At 71.7% G+C, this 21,511-nt stretch carries 16 protein-coding genes and 1 tRNA gene; 4 read left to right on the forward strand and 13 right to left on the reverse strand.

What is annotated here, in order from left to right:
• Window positions 1-90: 90 nt before the first annotated feature.
• The 7 genes from gatB to mnmA form a co-directional block, all read right to left on the reverse strand.
• Entirely contained in the window at window positions 91-1,596 is a 1,506-nt protein-coding gene (gene gatB, locus BM028_RS01575) for an Asp-tRNA(Asn)/Glu-tRNA(Gln) amidotransferase subunit GatB (RefSeq protein ID WP_071295008.1), read from the reverse strand.
• Window positions 1,596-3,140: an Asp-tRNA(Asn)/Glu-tRNA(Gln) amidotransferase subunit GatA gene (gene gatA / locus BM028_RS01580; RefSeq protein ID WP_092384150.1), complete on the reverse strand. Its 1,545-nt coding sequence runs from the start codon at window positions 3,138-3,140 to the stop codon at window positions 1,596-1,598. Before gatA ends, gatB begins: the two co-directional genes overlap by 1 nt.
• Complete coding sequence (gene gatC, locus BM028_RS01585) at window positions 3,137-3,436, reverse strand: Asp-tRNA(Asn)/Glu-tRNA(Gln) amidotransferase subunit GatC (protein ID WP_070416660.1); 300 nt, start codon at window positions 3,434-3,436, stop codon at window positions 3,137-3,139. The genes gatA and gatC overlap by 4 nt, the downstream gene beginning before the upstream one ends.
• A 48-nt stretch (window positions 3,437-3,484) precedes the next feature.
• On the reverse strand, window positions 3,485-5,818 hold the full coding sequence (locus tag BM028_RS01590) for a transglycosylase domain-containing protein (RefSeq protein ID WP_092384152.1): 2,334 nt from the start codon (window positions 5,816-5,818) through the stop codon (window positions 3,485-3,487).
• Window positions 5,819-5,903: 85 nt separating this feature from the next.
• Window positions 5,904-7,151, reverse strand: a complete 1,248-nt coding sequence (locus BM028_RS01595; RefSeq protein ID WP_175495953.1) for an alpha/beta hydrolase — start codon at window positions 7,149-7,151, stop codon at window positions 5,904-5,906.
• A gap of 329 nt (window positions 7,152-7,480) precedes the next feature.
• Window positions 7,481-9,820 (reverse strand): NAD-dependent DNA ligase LigA, encoded by a 2,340-nt coding sequence (gene ligA, locus BM028_RS01600; protein WP_175495954.1) that lies wholly within the window; start codon window positions 9,818-9,820, stop codon window positions 7,481-7,483.
• A gap of 68 nt (window positions 9,821-9,888) precedes the next feature.
• Entirely contained in the window at window positions 9,889-10,995 is a 1,107-nt protein-coding gene (gene mnmA, locus BM028_RS01605) for a tRNA 2-thiouridine(34) synthase MnmA (RefSeq protein ID WP_092384156.1), read from the reverse strand.
• 56 nt (window positions 10,996-11,051) lie between these two features.
• On the opposite strand from mnmA, the gene BM028_RS01610 reads away from it, so the two are divergent.
• The 3 genes from BM028_RS01610 (at window position 11,052) to BM028_RS01620 (ending at window position 13,344) form a co-directional block, all read left to right on the forward strand.
• A complete protein-coding gene (locus BM028_RS01610; RefSeq protein ID WP_092384158.1) occupies window positions 11,052-12,359 on the forward strand; it encodes an MFS transporter in 1,308 nt (435 codons plus the stop codon).
• Between the two features lie 87 nt (window positions 12,360-12,446).
• Window positions 12,447-12,530: transfer RNA gene (locus tag BM028_RS01615), tRNA-Leu, on the forward strand.
• 115 nt (window positions 12,531-12,645) lie between these two features.
• Window positions 12,646-13,344 (forward strand): DedA family protein, encoded by a 699-nt coding sequence (locus BM028_RS01620; protein ID WP_070416665.1) that lies wholly within the window; start codon window positions 12,646-12,648, stop codon window positions 13,342-13,344.
• A gap of 581 nt (window positions 13,345-13,925) precedes the next feature.
• On the opposite strand, the gene rdgB is transcribed toward BM028_RS01620, so the two are convergent.
• The 3 genes from rdgB to murI are packed head-to-tail and all read right to left on the reverse strand — an operon-like array spanning window position 13,926 to window position 16,095.
• Window positions 13,926-14,519, reverse strand: coding sequence for an RdgB/HAM1 family non-canonical purine NTP pyrophosphatase (gene rdgB / locus BM028_RS01630; RefSeq protein ID WP_092384162.1), 594 nt, complete (start codon window positions 14,517-14,519; stop codon window positions 13,926-13,928).
• On the reverse strand, window positions 14,516-15,253 hold the full coding sequence (gene rph / locus BM028_RS01635; protein ID WP_070416667.1) for a ribonuclease PH: 738 nt from the start codon (window positions 15,251-15,253) through the stop codon (window positions 14,516-14,518). Before rph ends, rdgB begins: the two co-directional genes overlap by 4 nt.
• Window positions 15,250-16,095 (reverse strand): glutamate racemase, encoded by an 846-nt coding sequence (gene murI, locus BM028_RS01640; protein ID WP_092384894.1) that lies wholly within the window; start codon window positions 16,093-16,095, stop codon window positions 15,250-15,252. Before murI ends, rph begins: the two co-directional genes overlap by 4 nt.
• Window positions 16,096-16,591: 496 nt before the next feature.
• On the opposite strand from murI, the gene BM028_RS01645 reads away from it, so the two are divergent.
• A complete protein-coding gene (locus BM028_RS01645) occupies window positions 16,592-17,926 on the forward strand; it encodes a nicotinate phosphoribosyltransferase (protein ID WP_083413754.1) in 1,335 nt (444 codons plus the stop codon).
• A gap of 9 nt (window positions 17,927-17,935) precedes the next feature.
• Here the strand turns inward: BM028_RS01645 and BM028_RS01650 are convergent, their stop codons facing one another.
• From BM028_RS01650 to BM028_RS01660, 3 genes are all read right to left on the reverse strand, one after another.
• On the reverse strand, window positions 17,936-18,196 hold the full coding sequence (locus tag BM028_RS01650; protein WP_092384164.1) for a DUF3039 domain-containing protein: 261 nt from the start codon (window positions 18,194-18,196) through the stop codon (window positions 17,936-17,938).
• A 146-nt stretch (window positions 18,197-18,342) separates the two neighbouring features.
• Entirely contained in the window at window positions 18,343-19,914 is a 1,572-nt protein-coding gene (locus BM028_RS01655) for a hypothetical protein (protein WP_092384166.1), read from the reverse strand.
• A complete protein-coding gene (locus tag BM028_RS01660; RefSeq protein ID WP_254789353.1) occupies window positions 19,890-21,284 on the reverse strand; it encodes an ABC transporter ATP-binding protein in 1,395 nt (464 codons plus the stop codon). The genes BM028_RS01655 and BM028_RS01660 overlap by 25 nt, the downstream gene beginning before the upstream one ends.
• Between the last annotated feature and the right edge of the window lie 227 nt (window positions 21,285-21,511).

Below are 21,511 nucleotides of genomic sequence, written 5' to 3' on the forward strand. Positions count from 1 at the left end.
CCTTTCACCGGGTCGCTGACGCGTCCCCAGGATCGACGGGAGGCGCGGTGCCAGCCGGCACCGCGCCTCCCGTCGATCGTTCGGTCCGGACTACGACTGCTGCGCGCGCTCCAGCACCAGCTCGCGGACGCGGGCGGCGTCCGCCTGGCCCTGCATGGCCTTCATGACGGCACCGATGATGGCGCCGGCGGCCTGGACCTTGCCGTCCTTGATCTTGGCGAGGACGTCGGGCTGTGCGGCGAGCGCTTGGTCGACCGCGGCGGTGAGCGCCGAGTCGTCCGACACGACCTTGAGCCCACGCGACTCGACGACCTGCGACGGCGACCCTTCGCCGGCGATGACGCCTTCGAGGACCTGGCGTGCCAGGCGGTCGGTCAGGTCACCGGACTCGACGAGGGCGATGAGCTCGGCGACGTGCTGCGGCGAGACGAGGTCACCGGGGGCGGCGTCCCGCGTGTTCGCGACACGGCTGATCTCACCCGTCCACCACTTGCGGGCGGCCTGCGGTGCGGCACCGGCGGCGACGGTCCCCTCGAGCTCGTCGAGCAGCCCGCCGTTCACGACGTCCTGGAACTCGAGGTCGGTGAAGCCCCAGTCGCCCTTGAGCCGACGGCGACGTGCCACCGGGGCCTCGGGCAGGGAGGCACGGAGCTCCTCGATCACGGCCGGGTCCGGCACGACCGGGAGCAGGTCGGGCTCCGGGAAGTAGCGGTAGTCGTCGGCGTCGGACTTCGGACGGCCGGCCGAGGTACGACCGGTGTCCTCGTGCCAGTGCCGGGTCTCCTGCGTGATCGAGCCACCGGCGGCGAGGATCGCGGCCTGACGCTGGATCTCGTAGCGGATGGCCCGCTCGACGGCCCGGAAGGAGTTGACGTTCTTCGTCTCCGTGCGCGTGCCGAGCTTCTCCTGCCCGCGGGGACGCAGCGAGATGTTCGCGTCGCAGCGGAGGTTGCCACGTTCCATGCGGGCCTCGGAGACGCCGAGCGCTCGGACGAGGTCACGGATGACCTGCACGTACGCCGCACCGAGCTCGGGTGCGCGCTCCTCTGCACCGAAGATCGGCTTCGTGACGATCTCGACGAGCGGGACCCCGGCGCGGTTGTAGTCGACGAGCGAGTACTCGGCACCCTGGATGCGGCCCGTGGCACCGCCGACGTGCGTCAGCTTGCCGGCGTCCTCTTCCATGTGGGCGCGCTCGATCGGCACGGTGAAGATGGTGCCGTCGGCGAGTTCGACCTCGACCTCGCCCTCGTACGCGATCGGCTCGTCGTACTGCGAGATCTGGTAGTTCTTCGGGTTGTCCGGGTAGTAGTAGTTCTTCCGGGCGAACCGCGAGGACTCGGCGATCGAGCAGCCGAGCGCGAGCCCGAGCTGGATCGAGTACCGCACGGCCTGCGCGTTGACGACCGGCAGCGACCCGGGGAGCCCGAGGTCGACCGGCGTCACGTTCGTGTTCGGCTCGCCACCGAAGAAGTTCGGCGCGTCCGAGAACATCTTGGTCTTCGTCGCGAGCTCGACGTGGACCTCGAACCCGAGGACCGGCTCGTACAGCCGGAGTGCCTCGTCGAAGTCCATCAGCGCGTCCTTCTGCGCCATCAGATCACACCTTCCTGCGCAGCGGACTGCTGACTCTGGTCGAGGTCCGGGATGCTGTCGATGAGCGGGCGGCCCCACTGCTGCTCGAGCAGGCGTTCGAGGGCGGCGCCGTACCGGTAGAGCCGGGCGTCCTCGCGCTGCGGTGCCATGAGCTGCACGCCCGTGGGGAGCGAGTCCTCGGGAGCGAGGCCGTTCGGGATGCTCATGCCCGGGACACCGGCGAGGTTCGCCGGGATCGTCGTCAGGTCGTTGAGGTACATCGCCAGCGGATCGTCGATGCGCTCACCGATCGGGAACGCGGTCGTCGGGGCCGACGGGCTGACCAGCAGGTCGACCTGCTCGAACGCGGCCTGGAAGTCGCGCTGCACGAGGGTGCGGACCTTCTGCGCCGACCCGTAGTAGGCGTCGTAGTAGCCGGCGCTCAGCGCGTAGGTGCCGAGGATGATGCGGCGCTTCACCTCGGGACCGAAACCGGCCTCGCGCGTGGCGGCCATGACGTCCTCGACGGTGGCACCGTTCTCGGGCGTCACGCGGAGCCCGAAGCGCACGGAGTCGAACTTCGCGAGGTTCGACGAGGCCTCGGCCGGGAGGATCAGGTAGTAGGCGCTGATCGCGTAGGCGAACGACGGAGCGTCGATCTCGACGACGACCGCACCGGCCGACTCGAGCAGGGCGACGGTCTCGTGGAAGCGCTCGGTGACGCCCGCCTGGAAGCCCTCGCCACCGGCGAGCTCCTTCACCACGCCGACGCGCAGGCCGCGCAGCGTGTCCGCCTGCAGGCCCTCGCGCGCAGCGGCCGCCATCGACGGCCAGGCGTCGGGGATGCTCGTGGAGTCACGCGGGTCGTGCCCGCCGATGACGTCGTGCAGCAGCGCGGCGTCGAGGACGGTGCGCGACACCGGGCCGACCTGGTCGAGGCTGGAGGCCAGGGCGATCGCGCCGTAGCGGCTCACCCCGCCGTAGGTCGGCTTCACGCCGACGGTTCCGGTGACGGCGCCCGGCTGGCGGATCGAGCCACCGGTGTCCGAGCCGAGGGCGAGCGGTGCCTCGTGCGCGGCGACCGCGGCCGCCGAACCACCACCGGAGCCACCGGGGATGCGGTCGAGGTCCCACGGGTTGTGCGTCGGGCCGTACGCCGAGAACTCGGTCGTCGAGCCCATGGCGAACTCGTCCATGTTCGTCTTGCCGAGCGGCACGAGGCCGGCGGCACGGAGCTTCGCGACCGGGGTGGCGTCGTACGGCGGCACCCAGCCTTCGAGGATCTTCGAGCCGGACGTCGTGGGCATGTCCTGCGTGCACAGGACGTCCTTGATCGCGATCGGCACGCCGGCGAGCGGACCGAGGTCGTCACCGGCGGCACGGCGGGAGTCGATCGACTTCGCCGCGGCGATCGCGTTCTGGTTGACGTGCAGGAAGGCGTGGACGTCGCCGTCCACCGCCTGGATGCGGTCGAGGTGCGCCTGGGTGGCCTCGACGCTCGAGACGTCGCGCGCCACGAGGGCGTCGGCGAGCGCCGCGGCGCTCAGCTTCGTGATGTCGGTCACTGCTCTTCTCCCAGGATGGCCGTCACGCGGAACCGTTCGCCGTCGGAGTCGGGTGCGCCCGAGAGCGCCTGCTCCTGCGTGAGGGTCGGACCGACCACGTCGGGTCGGGTGACGTTGCCGAGCGGCACGGGGTGGCTGGTCGCCGGGACGTCCGGGGTGGCGACCTCGGTGACCTTGGCGACGCTGTCGACGATGTGCGACAGCTCCCCCGTGAGCTTCTCGATCTCTTCGGGCGTGAGTGCGATACGTGCGAGGTTCGCCAGGTGGGCGACCTGCTCGCTCGTGATGTCAGGCATGGTGCTCCGTCGATCGGTTCGTGGATTGCGCACCAGTCTATTGGTGCCTCAGTGGCCCTTCTGCTTCCCCGTCTGCTTCTGGGGAGACTGCTGCTGCCCCTGCTGCGTCGTGGACGTGGAGTCCCCCGGTGTGGACCCCGTCGGAGCGGTCGTGGCCCCGTTCGACGCCGGCCCCGACGAGGAGTCCGACGACCCGTTCGACGACGCGTCCGTCGACGAGTTCGACGACGAGTTCGACGACGAGTGACTGGTCTGCCCGATCATCGCCGCGTTCGGGGTCGGCAGCGCACCGCCACCGACGGTCTGGTCGAGGTAGGACATCATCGACTTGCCGACGCCGAACTTCGCGCTGTACCCGGTGGTCCCCTGCAGGAACGGCCAGTTCGCCAGGCTCACGTTGCCCTGGACGTTGCCGATCCAGGTCGCGTTCGTGTACTTCGTGCTCGACGCGACGAGCCAGTTCTGCACGTCGCCGTCGGTGGTGCCGGTCTTCGCGAACTTCGGGGTGCTGTCGCCGGGGTTGGCGCTCGCGGCCGTGCCGGACCCGGTGAGGACGCCCTGCAACGCGTAGTCGACCGTCCCGGCCACGTCGGCCGCCACGCCCTGCGTGCAGGACGACGGCGTCGGGGTGATCTTCGTGCCGTCCGACTCGGTGACGGAGTCGATGGCGGTCGGCGTGCAGACGACGCCGCCGTTCGCGAAGCCCGCGTAGGCCTCGGCGAGGTCGATCGGGGACAGGTTGTTCACGCCGAGGATCGACGCCGGGGTCTGCCCGAGGGCGCCGCCGGCCGCCGGGTGGATGCCCATCGACTGGGCGAGCTGCGCGATCTTGCACAGGTCGAGCTGCTTGCCCATCGCGGCGTAGGCGGTGTTGATCGACTCCGAGGTCGCGGCCTGCACGGTCATCGACGACGGCACGTTCTCGGCGTTCGACACCGGCCAGGTCCCGCCGCTGACGTTCTGGCAGGTGTTCGTGAACTCCGAGTTCTGGAACGTGTGCTCGGTCGTCGACACGGACTGCGAGAGCGTGTGCCCGGTGGCGAGCCACTCTGCGAGCGTGAACACCTTGTACGTCGAGCCGGTCTGGAACCCGCCCGAGTTGCCGTACCCGCTGTCGGCGCTGTAGTTCACCGCGGTCGACCCGGCGGTCGAGGTGTCGCCCTGCGTGTACTGCGTGTTCTGCACCATCGAGAGGATCCGGCCGGTTCCCGGCTCCACGGTGACGTTCGAGCCGCCGACGTCGACGCCGGCCATCGTCGACGGGACGTAGGTCGACAGCGCGGTCTGCGCCTGGGACTGCAGGTCGAGGTCGAGCGAGGTGTGGATCTCGAGGCCCTTGGTGTCGAGCGTCGCGATGCGCTCGGCGGCCGTCTTGCCGAACGCCGGGTCCTGCAGCACCTGGTCGCGCACGTAGTCGCAGAAGTACCCGGCGTCGTAGCCGGTCGCGGCCGAGGAGCAGCCGTTCGCCGTGGCGGTGATCTTCGGCGTGACCGGTGTCGCCTTCGCCTGCTCGAGCTCGGCCTTCGTGATGTCGTGGTGGACGTACATGCGCTGCAGCACGTAGTCGCGGCGTTCCTTGGTGGCGGCGTAGCCGTTCTTCTCACCGTTGTCGGCGTTCGACGGCTGGTCGATGCGCAGGTTCGACGGGTTGTTGAGGATCGCGACGAGGGTGGCCGACTGGACGAGCGAGAGGTCCTTCGCGTGCACGCCGAAGTAGTACTCGGCACCGGCCTCGGCGCCGTACACGCGGCCGCCGAGCCCGACGAGGTTCAGGTACCCGGTGAGGATCTGGTCCTTCGAGTACTTCTTGTTCACGGCGATCGCGTACCGCATCTCCTGGAGCTTGCGCTGCGGGGTCACCCCGGCGGCGTCCTCGTAGCACGCGGCGACCTTCTTCTCGGTGTCCGCGGCGTCCTTGCCCGTGAGCTCCTCGCACTGCTGCACGAGGACGTTCTTCACGTACTGCTGGGTGATGCTCGACCCGCCCTGCACGTCACCGCCGACGACCGTCGCCGCCGCACCGCGGAGCGTGCCGACCACGTCGATGCCGCCCTCGTCGTAGAAGCGGGGGTCCTCGGTGTCGATCGCCGCCTGCTTGAGCGTCTTCGCCATCGCCCCGGACGCCACGGTCGTACGGTTCTCGGCGTAGAACGAGGCGATCTTGACCTGCTGTCCGCCCTTCTCCGCGTAGACGGAGGAGACCTGCTGCGGCGTCTGGATGTCGAGGTAGCTCGGCAGGTCCTCGAAGAAGGACACCGCCCCGGACGTGCTCTCGCCCGCGACGGCGACCCCCGGTGTGACCGCCACGGCGACGAGCATGCCCGCCAGCGCCGACATCGCGACGAACGTCAGGAGAGCACCAGGCCATCGCACCACACGCATGCAGGGCACCGTACGGTCACGATCTGGACTGGTTCTGCCGTGGAACGAGTCCAGGCTGCACCGCCCCTCAGGTTCCCACCCAGGATCAGTCGCGGGGCTGGAGGTCCTGCGGTCGGACGAGGTACATGTCCGGCGACGCCTGCGGCAGCCCGTCGCCACCGCGCTCACCGCGCCGGACCTGCTCGCGCACGAGGTCCCCGCGGCCGACGGCGATGAGCGCCACGTCGTGCAGCGACGCCGTCCCCGGCTTGAGGTAGTCGTTGTGCCCGACCGGTCGGCGGAACACCTCGCCGGCCTCCTGCACGTCGACGCCCCCGGTCAGGTCGAGCACGGTCGAGCCGAACCCCGCGGAACCGGGATCGGTGCCGAAGTACCCGGAGCCGGCGATCGGGTCGCTGTGCGCGTCCCCGACGAACACCTGCCCGGCGCTGACGGCCAGGTCGGCCGAGGTGCGCACGTCGCTCCCCGGCGAGCCCAGGACCGTCAGGGTGTCCGCGCTCATCTCCCCCGAGGCCAGTGCCATGAGCGCCGCGGTCGACCCGTACGAGTGGGCGACGATGTTCACCCGCGGTTCGTCGCCGTCGCGGATCTCCCGGAGCCCGCCGACCGTCCGGGCGAGGCGCTCCCCACCCGTCTTGGCCATGCCGAGCGACATGATGTTCGACAGGTCCGGTGTGCGGTAGCCCATCCACGCCACGACGGCGACGCCGTTGCCCGAGCCGGGCGCGGCCAGACCGGCCACGGTCGCCTGCTCGGTGTAGAGGTCGTTCGCGGTGTTCGTGAAGTCCGCCATCTGGCCCGTCACGGTGAAGAACATGCCGGGGACGACGACCGTGACGTCGGCGGCGGTGTCCAGGTCCCCGACGGCGATGGCCGCGCGCCCGGCCCCTCGCGTGTCGAGCGTGATGAGGTACCGGTCCGGTGCACCGACCTCGTGCACGAGCGCATCGCGGACCTGGCCGAGCATCGCGGTCACGGCGGCCGCGGCCGAGTGGTCGGCGAGACCCGTGGCGAGGACCGCCCGGTTCGCACGGTCGCGGACCGCGTAGGGCACGCCCTCGAGGTTCCCGACGACGGACGGCGCGAGGGTCGTCAGGGTGTCGCGCTCGTCGTCCGTGAGTCCGGACCACCAGGCGGTGACCTCGGCGGCGGTCGGCGGGTCGTCCTCGGCGGTCGCGAGCACGTGACGGTCCTGCCCGGCACGGAGGAGGTCCGCGCCGCTGAGCGACGACAGGTCGCTGAGGAACGCCCGCCCGTGCTCGACGGTGACCCCACTCGACGCGGACGACGGCCCGGACGCGGACACCGACGCGGTCAGGTGTACCCCGGTCATGACCGGTCGGGGTGCTGAGGCACCCTCAGGGACCCGCGCGATCGCGTGCACGACGGCCACGGAGGGGGTGGCGGGCGCGACTGGGGCCTCGACCACTCCGAGCGAGTGCATCGAGGCGGTGAGCAGAGCCGCGGCGATGAGCAGCAATCGGGTCTCCCCCGGGAAGGCCGTCCCGTCGACTCCCTGCAGACGACGGGTGATGCTCTATCGAGTGTAAGGAGAATAGCCTTCCCGAGGACGTGCGCGTTGCAACTTGTCCCCCGAACTGGGTGGACACACAGGCGCGCCGTACCGCACCGACCGACGCCGGACGTGCTCCTGAGTCGGACTCAGTCCTCGGGGTCGTCCCCGGCGGCGTCGCCGAGCGCCGCCGGCCCCTCGGTCACGAGCAGGCGGAACTGCTCGGCGTCGATGATCCGGACCCCGAGTTGTTCGGCCTTGGTGAGCTTCGAACCGGCCCCGGGACCGGCCGCGACGAAGTCCGTCTTCTTGCTCACGCTCGAGGCCGCCTTGCCGCCCGCGGCGATGATCGCCTCCTGCGCGCCCTCGCGGCTGTACCCCTCGAGGGAGCCGGTCGCCACGACGGTCAGCCCGCTGAGCACGCCGCCTTCCTCGTCCGCGGCGCCCGGTCCGGGGTGCCCGGGCGTGGTGAACTGCACGCCTGCCGCCGTCCAGCGGTCGATGATGTCGCGGTGCCAGTCGACTTCGAACCAGTCGAGCAGGGCGTCGGCGATGATCCCGCCGACACCGTCCACCGCGGCGAGTTCCTCGCGCGAGGCGGCCCGGATCGCGTCGAGCGACCCGAAGTGGTTCGCGAGCGCGCGGGCTGCCACCGGCCCGACGTGCCGGATGCTCAGGCCGACCATGATCCGCCAGAGCGGCTTCGTCTTCGCGGCGTCGATGTTCGCCAGCATCTCGAACGCGTTCTTCGACGGGTACCGGCTCGGTTCGCCCGTGTAGTCCGCTCCCCGTGCGTCGGGGTCGAACGGCGGGTCGGTCTTCTTGCGCGCCCGGCTGAACGGCGTCACCCGCTTCGGCGCACCGTCGTCGGTGGTCTTCTCCATGCCGGTCTCGGCGTCACGGACGATGACCTCGATCGGGACGATGTCCTCCATCGTCAGGTCGAACAGGCCGGCCTCGGTCTCGAGCGGGGGCTGCTCGGGGTGGAGCGGCTGCGTGAGGGCCGCCGCAGCGACCTCGCCCAGCCCCTCGATGTCGAGCGAGCCGCGGGAGGCGATGTGCTCGACCCGGCCGCGCACCTGCGCCGGGCAGCTCTTCGCGTTCGGGCAGCGGAGGTCGATGTCGCCTTCCTTCGCGGGGGCGAGGGGCGTGCCGCACTCGGGGCAGTTCGTCGGCATGACGAACTCGCGCTCGGTACCGTCGCGGAGCTCGACGACCGGACCGAGCACCTCGGGGATGACGTCGCCCGCCTTCCGGAGCACCACGGTGTCCCCGATGAGGACGCCCTTCGCCTTGACGACCTGCTGGTTGTGCAGGGTCGCCTGCCGCACGACCGACCCGGCGACCTCGGCCGGGGCCATCACCGCGAAGGGCGTGGCGCGACCGGTCCGACCGACGCTGACGACCACGTCCAGGAGCGTCGTGTGGACCTCTTCCGGCGGGTACTTGTACGCGATCGCCCACCGCGGGGCGCGCGACGTCGACCCGAGTTCCTCGTGCAGGGCGAGGTCGTCGACCTTGATCACGATGCCGTCGATCTGGTGCTCGACCGACGCCCGTCGCTCGCCGTAGTCCTTGACGAAGGCCAGCACCTCGTCGATGGAGTCGAAGACCCGGTGGTGCGAACTCGTCGGCAGGCCCCACGTCTGCAGGAGCTCGTACACCTCGGACTGCGCGCGGACGTCGGTGTCCCGTTCGAGTTCGCGGACGGGCCACGCGCCGATGCCGTGCACGAGCATGCGCAGCCGACGGAGCCGGTCCACCATGAGCTCGCGCTTCGCCTCGGACTTGCCCTCTTCCTTCTGGCGGAGGGATCCGGCTGCCGCGTTGCGCGGGTTCGCGAAGACCCGCTCCCCCGCGTCGCGCTGCTTGGCGTTCAGTTCGTCGAACTGCTCGACCGGGAAGAAGATCTCGCCACGGACCTCGACGAGGGGCGGGTGCCCGGAACCGGACAGGCGGTCCGGGATCGTCCCCATCGTGCGGACGTTGCCGGTGACGTCCTCGCCGACGACGCCGTCACCGCGCGTCGCGGCCGAGACGAGCCGACCGTTCTCGTACCGGAGGTTGATCGCGAGCCCGTCGATCTTCAGCTCGGTGAGGAACCGGACGCGCTCGGCACCGGCGTCGCGCTGCACCTTGACCGCCCAGTCGACGAGTTCGTCCGGGCTGAAGACGTTGTCGAGGCTGAGCATCCGCTCGGCGTGCTCGACCGGCGCGAACTGCACGGTCTGCGCCTGGCCGCCCACGGTCTGGGTCGGGCTGTCCTCGGTGAGGAGTTCCGGGAAGCGCTGCTCGATCGCGTCGAGGCGGTGGACGAGCCCGTCGTACTCGCCGTCCGCGACCGTCGACCCGTTCTCGTCGTAGTACGCGTGCCGCAGCTCGTTGATGCTGGACCGGAGCCGGTCGACCTCACGCTGCGCCTGCGCCGCGTCGAGTGCGGCGGGGTCGATCGTCTCGAACGTCGAGTCCGCGGGCGTCGTGTCGCTCATGCCCTCAGTTCTACCGGCAACCACCGACCGGACGCGCAGCCGACGGGCAACCCGGGAGCGCCGCGCGGTCAGACGGCGGCGGGCACCGCCGACACCGTCGCGTCGATCGTGCACTGCCCGAGCACCCGGGTGCCGACGTACACGACCGCGGTCTGCCCCGGCGCGACGCCCGAGAGCGGCTCGTCGACGTCGATGACCAGCTGGCCGTCGGTGACCCGTGCGGTCGCGGGCACCGGGTCGGCGTGCGCCCGGATCTGCACGTCGCACGCGAACGGCGTGGACGGGTCGGCGGGCGCGGTGCCGGCCCAGGTGAAGCGCGACCCGGACATCGAGGTCACGTCGAGGGCCTCCTTCGGGCCGACCACGACGGTGTTCTCCTTCGGGCGGATCTCGAGCACGAACCGCGGCTTGCCGTCCGGTGCCGGTCGACCGAGGTGCAGTCCGCGCCGCTGTCCGACCGTGTACCCGGTCGCCCCGTCGTGCGCACCGACGACCGTGCCGTCCCGCTCGACGACGTCGCCGGGGGCCGCGCCGACCCGGTCCGCCAGCCAACCCCGGGTGTCGCCGTCCGGGATGAAGCAGATGTCGTAGGAGTCGGGCTTCTGCGCCACGGTGAGGCCTCGCGCCGCCGCCTCGGCCCGGACCTCGTCCTTCGAGGGCGTCGCTCCGAGCGGGAACATCGCGTGCTGGAGCTGCTCGGCGGTCAGGACGCCGAGGACGTACGACTGGTCCTTCGCCCACGCCGCCGAGCGGTGCAGCTCGCGCGCCCCGTCCGGACCGGTGACGATCGAGGCGTAGTGCCCGGTGCAGACGGCGTCGAACCCGAGGGCGAGCGCCTTCTCGAGCAACGCCGCGAACTTGATCCGCTCGTTGCAGCGCATGCAGGGGTTCGGCGTCCGGCCGGCCTGGTACTCGGCCACGAAGTCGTCGACGACGTCCTCCTTGAACCGGGCCGAGAAGTCCCACACGTAGTACGGGATGCCGAGCGCGGACGCGGCGCGCTGGGCGTCCATCGAGTCCTCGATCGTGCAGCAGCCGCGGCTGCCGGTGCGCAGGGTCCCGGGCATGCGGCTCAGCGCCAGGTGCACACCGACCACGTCGTGCCCGGCGTCGACCGCCCGGGCTGCGGCCACCGCCGAGTCGACCCCACCGCTCATCGCCGCCAGAACTCGCATGGCTCCAGGGTAACCCGCCGACGAAGCGGTACCGCGGGCGTACCGTTGTCCGAGCGATGACCTCCGAGACCCCTGCCTTCGACTTCCGGTCGGTCCTGCTGTCCGGGTTCCTGCCCGCAGCGCTCTTCGCGATCGGCGAGGGCGCGATCATCCCGATCATCCCGATCGCGGCGAGCTCCCTCGGCGCGAGCCTGGCGTTCGCGGGCTTCGTCGCGGCGCTCATCCTCGTGGGCGAGCTCATCGGGGACGTGCCGTCCGGGGTGGTGGTCGCCCGCATCGGGGAGCGCAACGCGATGATCGGCGCGGCGGTCGTCTCCGTCGTCGGGCTCCTGGTGTGCACGGCCGCCCCGAACGCCTGGGTCCTCGCGCTCGGGGTGTTCCTCGTCGGTGTCTCCACCGCCGTCTTCGCCCTCGCTCGGCACGCCTACATGACGACGGCGATCCCCCTCCACATCCGGGCACGGGCGCTGTCGAGCCTCGGTGGCGTGTTCCGCTTCGGCTACTTCGTCGGACCGTTCATCGCCGCCGGTGTCGTGCACCTGACGGGCACCACGCAGAGCGCGTTCTGGATCCACATCGTCTGCTGCCTGCTGGCGGCGGTGACGCTCCTCGTCCTGCGCGACCCCGCGACGGGCGCACGCGGCTTCCGCAGGCCGAGCCGCGCCTCCCGGCCCACGACGGACGACGCGAGGGACAAGACCGACGCGACCACCACGGAGCCGCCCACCGACACCGGTGCGCAGTTCGTCCAAGAGGAAGCGCACGGCCTCTTCCGCACCATCCGCGCGAACCGGGCCGTGCTCCTCCGGCTCGGCAGCGGTGCCGGCCTGATCGGCGCGCTCCGCGCCGGCCGCCAGGTCATCCTGCCGCTCTGGGCGGTCAGCGTCGGGCTCGACGACTCGACCGCAGCGCTCGTCATCGGCATCGCCGGTGCGGTCGACTTCGCGCTCTTCTACACGAGCGGGCAGATCATGGACCGATGGGGCCGCCTGGCGAGCGCACTCCCCTGCATGGTCGGGCTCAGCATCAGCTACTTCCTGCTCGCGTGGTCCGGACACCTCGACGCCCGGGTGGGCTGGTTCGTCGCGATCGCGATGGGGATGTCGCTCGCGAACGGGGTCGGGTCGGGCATCCTCATGACGCTCGGCGCGGACCTCGCGCCGCGGGACCACCCGGCGCCGTTCCTGGGCGCCTGGAGGTTCACCGGCGACTTCGGGCAAGCCGCTGCACCGCTCCTCATCTCCGGCGTGACCGCCGTCGCGTCGATCGCCGTCGCGAGCGGGGTGATGGGGGTGCTCGGCCTGGTCGGCGCGGGCATCCTGTTGCGGTACGTGCCGCGGTACCTCCCGCGGAAGCTGCGCTGACCGTCCGCCGAACGGCCGGTCGGGGCAGCCCAGGAGGCGCGGATCCCGTCCGGCGCGCGGGCGGCGCTCGGTAGACTGCCGCTGCTCGCGGGAGTGGTGGAATCGGTAGACACGCAGGATTTAGGTTCCTGTGCCCCTGGCGTGAGGGTTCGAGTCCCTCCTTCCGCACCAGAAGTTGCGTCCTCACGCATCTCATACCACCGAGGGACGTTGCCGTCATCGGCGGACGGTACCCTCGTCCTGCGGGACGCCTCCCCGTGTCCCCGCCTCCACGACCGGAAGAACCATGCACTCCGTCGCACTCGCCCTGATCCCCTGGCTGGATCCGCAGTACATCCTCGACAACTTCGGGGCCATCGCCGTGTTCGTGGTGTGCGCCATCATCTTCGCCGAGACCGGGCTGCTCGTCGGCTTCATCTTCCCGGGCGACAGCCTGCTCGTCATCACCGGCCTCTTCGCGTTCGACCGCGGTGGCGAGATCGGCGGCATCCCCGTCTGGATCGCCGCGCTGATGATCGCCGCGTCCGCGTTCCTCGGCGGCGAGCTCGGCTACTACATCGGCAAGAAGGCCGGCCCGCCCATCTTCGAGCGTAAGGAGAGCGGGCTGTTCTCCAAGGCGAACGTCGACCGCACGAACGCGTTCTTCCACCGGTTCGGGCCCCTCGCGGTGATCCTCGCCCGGTTCGTCCCCGTCGTGCGGACGTTCCTGCCGATCGCCGCCGGTGTGGGCCGGATGAACTACAAGAAGTACTCGCTGTACAACGCGATCGGCGCCGTCGTGTGGGGCGTCGGGGTGACGTTCCTCGGGTACTTCATCGGGCACATCCCGTTCGTCGCGCACATCGTCCGCGAGTACATCGACATCATCCTGCTCGCGGCCGTGGTCGTGACGGTCGTGCCGATGGCGCTGACGTACTTCCGGAACGCGCGCAAGGCGAAGCGCGACGAGGCCGCGGCCGAGGCGGGGACCGAGCCGCAGCGCTGACGGTCCGTCCTGCCGGACAGGAGGCGCGGTGCCGGCTGGCACCGCGCCTCCCGTCCGTCGCGGGCCGTGCCGGCCCGCGCCGGCCCGCCCGGACCGCTCGCGTCGCCGAGCGGGCGAAATACGTCCCCCTCGGCGCCTCCCGGCGGCATATTCCGCCCGCTCGCCGCACGCCCGCCGCGCCAAGCCGCCGCCCAGCCGCCGCCCGCTCCGCCGAGCGGGCGAAGTACGTCCCCCTCGGCGCCTCCCGACGGCCCTTTTCGCCCGCTCGCCGCACGCCCGCCGCGCTGAGCCGCCGCCCAGCCGCCGCCCGCTCCGCCGAGCGGGCGAAATACGTCCCCCTCGGCGCCTCCCGACGGCCCATTTCGCCCGCTCGCCGCACACCCGCCGCGCCGAGCCGCCGCCCGCTCCGCCGAGCGGGCGAAATACGTCCCGCTCGGCGCCTCCCGGCGGCACATTCTGCCCGCTCGCCGCGGGCCCGCGGCTGCGCCGGGCCCTCGCACAACCAAAGACAACCCGAGCCACGTCGCGACGTGGCTCGGGTTGTCTTCGGTTGTGCGGACGCGCGGCCGCGCAGCCGCGCGTCAGACGCCGAAGTACTCCCGCACCACCGGCGCGATCCCGCGGAACGCCTTGCTCCGGTGCGACAGCGCGTTCTTCTCCTCGCGCGTCAGCTCCGCCGACGTCCGGTCGGCGTCGTCCGGCCGGAAGACCGGGTCGTACCCGTGCCCACCGTCGCCGATGGGCTCGGTCGTGACCTCGCCGTTCCAGACCGCCTCGACCACGTGCTCGGTGCCGTCCGGCGTGACGAACGCCGCGGCGCACACGAACGCCGCCGTGCGCTCGACGACCCCGTCGAGGTTCCGCAGCAGCAGCGCGATGTTGTCCGCGTCGACCCGCGTGCCGGCGTACCGCGCCGAGTGGATGCCGGGAGCACCGTCCAACGCGTCCACCGCGATGCCCGAGTCGTCGGCGAGCGCCGGGAACCCCGTGTGCGCGACCGCCGCCCGGGCCTTGATGAGGGCGTTCGCGGCGTAGGTGTCCCCGTCCTCGACGGGCTCCGGGCCGTCGTACCCGACGAGCTCGACGCCGTCGCCCAGCGCCGACCCGAGGATCTCGCGCAGCTCGACGACCTTGCCCTGGTTGTGCGTCGCCAGGACCACCGTGCGGGAGGTCACGCGAGCCCCAGCACGGACTTCTGGATCGCCGCGAGTGACTGGTTGCCCGCGAGCCCGAGGTCCAGCAGCACGTTGAGCTCGTCGCGGTCGAAAGGTGCGTGCTCGGCGGTCCCCTGTACCTCGATGAACTTGCCCGAGCCCGTCGTGACGATGTTCATGTCGGTGTCGGCGGCGGAGTCCTCGGTGTACGCGAGGTCGAGCATCGGCTCGCCCTTGACGATCCCGACGGAGATGGCCTGCACGCTGTCGAGCAGCGGGGTCGCCTTCTTCGCCACGAACCCGCGGTCGCGCCCCCACTCGATCGCGTCCACCATCGCGACGTACGCGCCGGTGATCGACGCCGTGCGGGTGCCGCCGTCGGCCTGGAGCACGTCGCAGTCGATGACGAGCGTGTTCTCGCCGAGACCCTTCGTGTCGACGACCGCGCGGAGCGATCGGCCGATCAAGCGGGAGATCTCGTGCGTGCGCCCGCCGACCTTGCCCTTGATCGACTCACGCTGCATGCGCTCGTTCGTCGAGCGGGGCAGCATCGAGTACTCGGCGGTGACCCAGCCGGTGCCCTTGCCGGCGAGCCACCGCGGGACGCCGTTCGTGAAGGACGCGGTGCAGAGCACCCGGGTGTTGCCGAACGAGATGAGCGCGCTGCCCTCGGCCTGCGTGCTCCACCCCCGTTCGATCGTGACGGGACGGTGGTCGGTCGCGGTGCGGCCGTCGATGCGGAGCGTGTCGCTCATGGGGTCCTTTCGATGCGGGGCAGCGTGATGGCCCCGGTCTGGAGGTGGCCGACGCTGGAGACCTCGGGGCCGAGGAAGCGTCGGGCGAGTCGGATGAAGCCGTTCTTGTCGTCGCCGGTCGCCTCGAACGAGTAGGTCGGCGGCTCGGTGGCAGCGCGTTCGAGCCCGTGCTCGACGAGTCGTCGGTACACGTCGTTGGCGGTCTCCTCGGCGCTGGAGACGAGCGTCACGTCCGGGCCCATCACGTACTGGATCGCGGCGGACATGAGCGGGTAGTGGGTGCACCCGAGGACGAGCGTGTCGACGTCGGCTGCGCGGATCGGTGCGAGGTAGCCCGCAGCGACCTCGCGGAGCGCTGGGGAGGAGGTGTCCCCCGCCTCGACGAACTCGACGAAGCGCGGGCATGCCGCGAGGCTCAGACTGATGTCCGACGCGACCGCGAAGGCGTCCTCGTACGAGCGCGACGCGATGGTGCCGACCGTGCCGATCACGCCGATGCGTCCGGTGCGGGTCTGCTTGACGGCGGCGCGTGCAGCGGGCTGGATGACCTCGACGACGGGGATGCCGTACGCCTGCTCGTACCGTTCGCGGGCGTCCCGGAGCACCGCGGACGAAGCGGTGTTGCACGCGATCACGAGGGCCTTCACACCCCGTTCGACGAGGTCGTCCATCACCTCGAGCGCGTAGCGACGGACGTCCGCGATGGGCTTCGGGCCGTACGGCGAGTGCACGGTGTCGCCCACGTACCGGATGCTCTCGCGTGGCAGCTGGTCGATGATGGCGCGGGCCACCGTGAGTCCGCCGACCCCGCTGTCGAAGACTCCGATCGGTGCATCCGTCACGACACCAGCGTACCGAGCGTGCGGGCCCGCCCGCCCCGCGAGCGGGCGGAACACGCGCCGCTCGCCGCGCCAACACGACGGAATCCGCCCGCTCGCGAAAGCCGCCGGTCCAGGAGGCGCGACCCGCCCCCGCCAGGCCGCCCCGCGCCTCCAGGTGGCCCCCACCCCGCGAGCGGGCGAAACACGCACCGCTCGCCGCGCCGACGCAGCACATACCGCCCGCTCGCCTTCGTGCGGGCCCGCCCTCCCCGCGAGCGGGCGGAACACGCACCGCCTACCGCGACGACCCGGCACATACCGCCCGCTCGCGAAAGCCGCCCGTCCAGGAGGCGCGACCCGACCCCGCCAGGCCGCCCCGCGCCTCCAGGTGGCCCCCACCCCGCGAGCCGGCGGAACACGCACCGCCCGCCGCGACGACCCGACGGAATCTGCCCGCTCGCGCGCGCCGGCCGGCGGATCCGTACCTCCGAGCCCGGGCGACACTAGTGTCGGAGAGGTGACCAGCGCGCTCCTCACGGACCAGTACGAACTCACCATGGTCGACGCGGCCCTCAAGGACGGCACGGCCGACCGCCGGTGCGTGTTCGAGGTCTTCGCCCGCCGCCTGCCGGACGGGCGCCGCTACGGTGTCGCCGCGGGCCTCGGCCGGTTCCTGACCGCGCTGACGGACTTCCGGTTCGGCGACGACGAGATCGCGTTCCTGCGCGACCGCGGCGTCATCGACGCCGGGACGGCCTCGTACCTCGCTGACTACCGGTTCACCGGGGACATCCGCGCCTACCGCGAGGGCGAGGTCTTCTTCCCGAACTCCCCCGTCCTCCAGATCGAGGGCACCTTCGCCGAGGCCGTCGTGCTCGAGACCCTCGCGCTGAGCATCTTCAACGCCGACAGCGCGATCGCGAGCGCCGCCGCACGCATGGTCTCCGCTGCCGACGGTCGACCGCTCGCCGAGATGGGCTCCCGGCGCACGGGTGAGTGGAACGCCGTCGCCGCCGCCCGGGCCGCGTACATCGCGGGCTTCGGGGCGACGAGCAACCTCGAGGCCGGGCGCACCTGGGGCATCCCGACGATGGGCACCGCGGCGCACGCGTTCACGCTCCTCCACGACTCGGAGGAGGACGCCTTCCGGTCGCAGATCGACGCCCTCGGGACCGGCACGACGCTGCTCGTCGACACCTACGACATCGAGGCCGCGGTCGACACCGCGGTCCGGCTCACCGACGGCAAGCTCGGCGCGGTCCGCATCGACAGCGGCGATCTGCCGTCCGTCGTGGCGTCGGTCCGCGCACAGCTCGACCGGCTCGGGGCGACCGACACGAAGATCACGGTCACGAACGACCTCGACGAGTACACGATCGCGGCACTCCGCGCGGCACCGGTCGACTCCTACGGCGTCGGGACCTCCGTGGTCTCCGGATCGGGCCACCCGGCCGCGGGCATGGTCTTCAAGCTCGTCGCACACCGCGACGCGAGCCACCGCGACGCGAGCCACCGCGACGCAGCCGACGGCGGTGCGGCCGACGACGGCTGGGTCCCGGTCGCGAAGAAGTCGGCCGAGAAGGCCACCGTCGGCGGACGCAAGCAGGCCGGCCGCCGCCTCCGCAACGGCATCGCCACCGCAGAGGTCGTGCTGACCACGGGTCAGGTCGGGCCGGACGAGCGCCCGCTGCTCGTCCCCGTGGTGACGAACGGCGAGGTGGACCCGGCGTTCCTCGGCGTGCAGGGCGTCGAAGCGGCCCGCGCGCACCACAAGATGGCGAAGGCCGAGCTGCCCGCCGACGCGTCACGCATCGGTCGGGGCGACCCGGCCATCCCCACGCTCGTCATCTGAGCGTCGGCGTCACTCCGCCTTCATCTTCTCGTAGATCGCCTTGCAGTCGGGGCAGACCGGGAACTTCTCGGGGTCGCGCCCGGGGATCCACTTCTTCCCGCACAGCGCCTTGACGGGCTTGCCGGTCAGGGCCGACTGCAGGATCTTGTCCTTCTTGACGTAGTGCGAGAAGCGCTCGTGGTCGCCGGGCTCGATCGCCTCTTCCTCGAGGAGCTTCTCGAGCTCGCGGTCCATCACGTCGAGGCCGCCACCGGGTTCCGTCATGCTCATGCGTCCAGGGTACGACGACCGGGCGCGCGCCGCGACGGTCCGCAACGCGCGGGGGGCGTGGCCGACCCGTGACGGCCTGGAGGCGCGGGGCGGGGTCGACCCGCGCCTCCAGGCCGTCAGGTGGTCACCCCGCGAGGCGACCCGGCTCAGTTGCGCTGCGCTGCGGCCAGCAGGTCCGGCCCGTGGCGGTCGAAGAGGCGACCGCCGATCGCGACGCCCGCCGCCAGCACGACCACGCCGACCAGGACCCCGACGACGAGGGTCAGGACCCCCCACGGCTCCGGGCCGTCGACGAACGCGAGCACCGCGAGCCAGGCCGCGGGGACGGAGCAGACCAGGATGCCGACCACGATCGACGACTGCGCGACCGAGGCGAGGACACCGGCGGCCTGCGGCTGCTGGAAGGGGTGGTCGCCCGGTCGGACGGTCGGGTACGGCAGCAGGACGGACACGACGCTCGACAGCCCGAGGCCGGACAGGAGCGCGCTCGTGCTCACGCCGACCAGCAGCGGGAAGGCCGTCCAGTCGCCGAACAGCCACGCGGAGACCCACGAGCCGGCGACGAGTGCGGGGATGCCCACGGTGAGCACCGGCACGAGGCGACCGAGTCGGTCGCTCCAGCCCGGGGCTCCCGAGGCGACGTGCAGCCACACCGCGGTGTTGTCGTACGAGACGTCGTTGTGCGGCAGGAAGCCCGCGATGAGCGCCATCAGCGGCAGCGGCACCAGGGCGGTCCAGTGCCACGGCACGCCGGCCACCCCGAGCGGGATGACGACGAGCGGGACGAACACGATGATCAGGTAGGACGCGCGGTACCGCGGGTCGCGTCCCCAGTAGGTGAGGGCCCGTGCCGCCACCGCGCCGACGGGCGTGGAGCCGAGCGTGTCGAACCATCCGAGGCCCCGGTACCGACGGGTCCGCGCTCGGCCGTCGACGGTCTCGAGCGCCCGGCCGACCACGGCCCACCAGGCGAGGCCGAGCAGGGCCACGACGACCACCGCGATGACGAGCTTGACGATGCCCTCGCCCACACGGCCACTCGCGACGTCGGCCGGGACGGCCCAGGCGGCGCCCCACGGCGTCCATCCGGCGATGTCGGCGACGCGCTGCATCTCGGCGCCGGCCGGGTCGAGCCAGTCGACGCGGAGCAGGAGCGAGACGGCCGGGATCGCCAGCACGACGATGACCAGCGCGACCAGCCAGCCGGCGTCCCGCGACCGGTGCGGTCCGATCAGGGACGCACCGACGGCGCTGCCGACGCGGATGAGCAGGGCGCACGTGGCGATGGCGAGGAGGGCGGCGACGACGCCGAGGACGCCGACACCCGCACCGCGCATCCACGCGACCGACTGCGCGACGGCCACGACGGCGACCGCGACGACCGGGACCCCGATGAGTCCGGCGACCCCGAGCCCGACCGCCAGGTCACGTCGGCCGATGCCGAACACGGTGAAGCGCCGCGGATCGAACTGATCGCCGCGCCCGACGACGAGCGGGACGACCGTGAACGCGAAGGCGATGAGCGTGCCGACCGGGACGACGACCGAACGCGCGACCTCGGGTGCGGCGTCACGGAGCCCGACGACCTCGATCGCGACGAGCACCGCGGCGACGAGTCCCGCGAGGCTGCCGAGCACGACGAGGACCGACCGACGGGCGCTCCCGCGGACCTCGCCCGCGAGCAGGTCCGCCCTCAGCCGGAGAAGCTGTGCAACCATTCCATGCTCTCTGCCACGACGCGGCCGCCCGCGAGTTCGACGAACTTGTCCTCGAGGCTCTTGCGCCCGCGGACCTGCGCCATCGTGCCGGAGGCGAGGACCTTGCCGCCGACGATGATGGCGACGGAGTCACACGTGCGCTGCACGAGCTCCATGGAGTGGCTGGAGAGCACCACCGTGCCGCCCCCGCGCGTGTAGCGACGGAGGATCTCGGTGATGGTCGCTGCGCTCACCGGGTCGACGGACTCGAACGGTTCGTCGAGCACGAGCACCCGGGGCGAGTGGATGAGCGTCGCCGCGAGGGCGATCTTCTTCGCCATGCCCACGGAGTAGTCGGCGACCTGACGGCCGAGCGCCTCGCCGAGACCGAACGCCTCGGCCAGGTCACTGCTGCGCTTGCGCGCGGTGGCACCGTCGAGCCCGCGGAGGGTCGCCGAGTAGTACAGCAGCTGCGCGCCGGTCAGCCGGTCGAACAGCCGGAGCCGGTCCGGCAGCACGCCGAGGTCCCGCTTGGCGGCGGTCGGGTCGGCCCACACGTCGTGGTCGAGCACCGTCACGCTGCCGGCGTCGGGGCGCAGGAGTCCGGTGACCATCGACAGGGTGGTCGTCTTGCCGGCGCCGTTCGGGCCGACGACGCCGAAGATCGAGCCCTGGCGGATCTCGAGGTCGACCTCGTCGACGGCGAGGGTCTGGCCGTAGCGCTTCACGAGGCCGTCGGCGCGGAGGACGACGGGCTGCTGGGGCTGCTTGGCCGTGGGCGCGGGGCGCTTCGTGCCGCTCGGGCGCTTCTTCGCGGACTTGGTGTCGGGCGCCGCGGTGTCCGCTGCGGTGTCGGCTGCTGCCGTGTCCGCTGCGGGGTCCGTGGCGGTTGCGGTGTCCGTCGGGGTCGCGCGGTCGGTCGGGGTCGCGCGGTCAGTCGCGTCCGTGCCGGCGGTCACGTCCGTCTCGTCCGCCCCGTCGCGCGGTCCAGGAGGCACGGTGCCGGTCGTCCCCGCCGTCTGCGTCGGGCGGGTGGCACGTCCCTTGCCGCCGCGCGCCTTGGCAGGGCGGCGACCGGTGGTCGTCGGCGCCACCGCCTGCGCGGCGACGCGGTCCGCCCCCGTCTCCGTCTCCGTCGTCTCGGTGGCCGTCGTGTCGTCGGTCATCGTGTCCTCAGCGGAGGCGTCGTGTGCATCCCCGTCCCCCATGTCGTCGTCAGCGGCGTCTCCCGCCGCAGTGGCGTCGTCGTCCTCGGTGGCAGCGTCGTCCGAGGTGTCGTCGTCGCCGTCAGCGGCCGCTTCGGCCTCGGTGTCGGCGTCCGCTTCCTCGGTCAGCCAGGCAGCGTCCGACGTGGCGTACACGTCGTCGTCGTCCCCTGCTGCTGCGGCCACCGCCCCACCGTACCAACGCTCACCGGACAGCGGGGGACGCCTCGGGCGCGGTGTCCCGAATCCCCGGTGCTGTGTCACGAATTGAGCACGAAGCGGCCGAGACCGTACCCCGGTGGAGGGTCGTTCCGTATCATTCACCGAGGCACGACGAAGTGTTCACCACTTGGAAACCTGCCCCGGCCGGTGTCCCCGTGACGATCCCTCCCTGCGAATGCGCGCAGAGACGG

It is taken from the genome of Curtobacterium sp. YR515 (assembly GCF_900113095.1).
GTDB lineage: Bacteria > Actinomycetota > Actinomycetes > Actinomycetales > Microbacteriaceae > Curtobacterium.

Bases quoted from the DNA above. Each gene is read 5' to 3' on its own strand.
- BM028_RS01620 (WP_070416665.1), top strand. From the start codon at position 12,646: ATGCACTCCGTCGCACTCGCCCTGATCCCCTGGCTGGATCCGCAGTAC.
- ligA (WP_175495954.1), bottom strand. From the start codon at position 9,820: ATGAGCGACACGACGCCCGCGGACTCGACGTTCGAGACGATCGACCCC.
- BM028_RS01650 (WP_092384164.1), bottom strand. From the start codon at position 18,196: ATGAGCATGACGGAACCCGGTGGCGGCCTCGACGTGATGGACCGCGAG.
- mnmA (WP_092384156.1), bottom strand. From the start codon at position 10,995: ATGCGAGTTCTGGCGGCGATGAGCGGTGGGGTCGACTCGGCGGTGGCC.
- BM028_RS01590 (WP_092384152.1), bottom strand. From the start codon at position 5,818: ATGCGTGTGGTGCGATGGCCTGGTGCTCTCCTGACGTTCGTCGCGATG.
- rph (WP_070416667.1), bottom strand. From the start codon at position 15,253: ATGAGCGACACGCTCCGCATCGACGGCCGCACCGCGACCGACCACCGT.
- BM028_RS01610 (WP_092384158.1), top strand. From the start codon at position 11,052: ATGACCTCCGAGACCCCTGCCTTCGACTTCCGGTCGGTCCTGCTGTCC.
- gatC (WP_070416660.1), bottom strand. From the start codon at position 3,436: ATGCCTGACATCACGAGCGAGCAGGTCGCCCACCTGGCGAACCTCGCA.
- BM028_RS01655 (WP_092384166.1), bottom strand. From the start codon at position 19,914: ATGGTTGCACAGCTTCTCCGGCTGAGGGCGGACCTGCTCGCGGGCGAG.
- gatB (WP_071295008.1), bottom strand. From the start codon at position 1,596: ATGGCGCAGAAGGACGCGCTGATGGACTTCGACGAGGCACTCCGGCTG.
- BM028_RS01595 (WP_175495953.1), bottom strand. From the start codon at position 7,151: ATGACCGGGGTACACCTGACCGCGTCGGTGTCCGCGTCCGGGCCGTCG.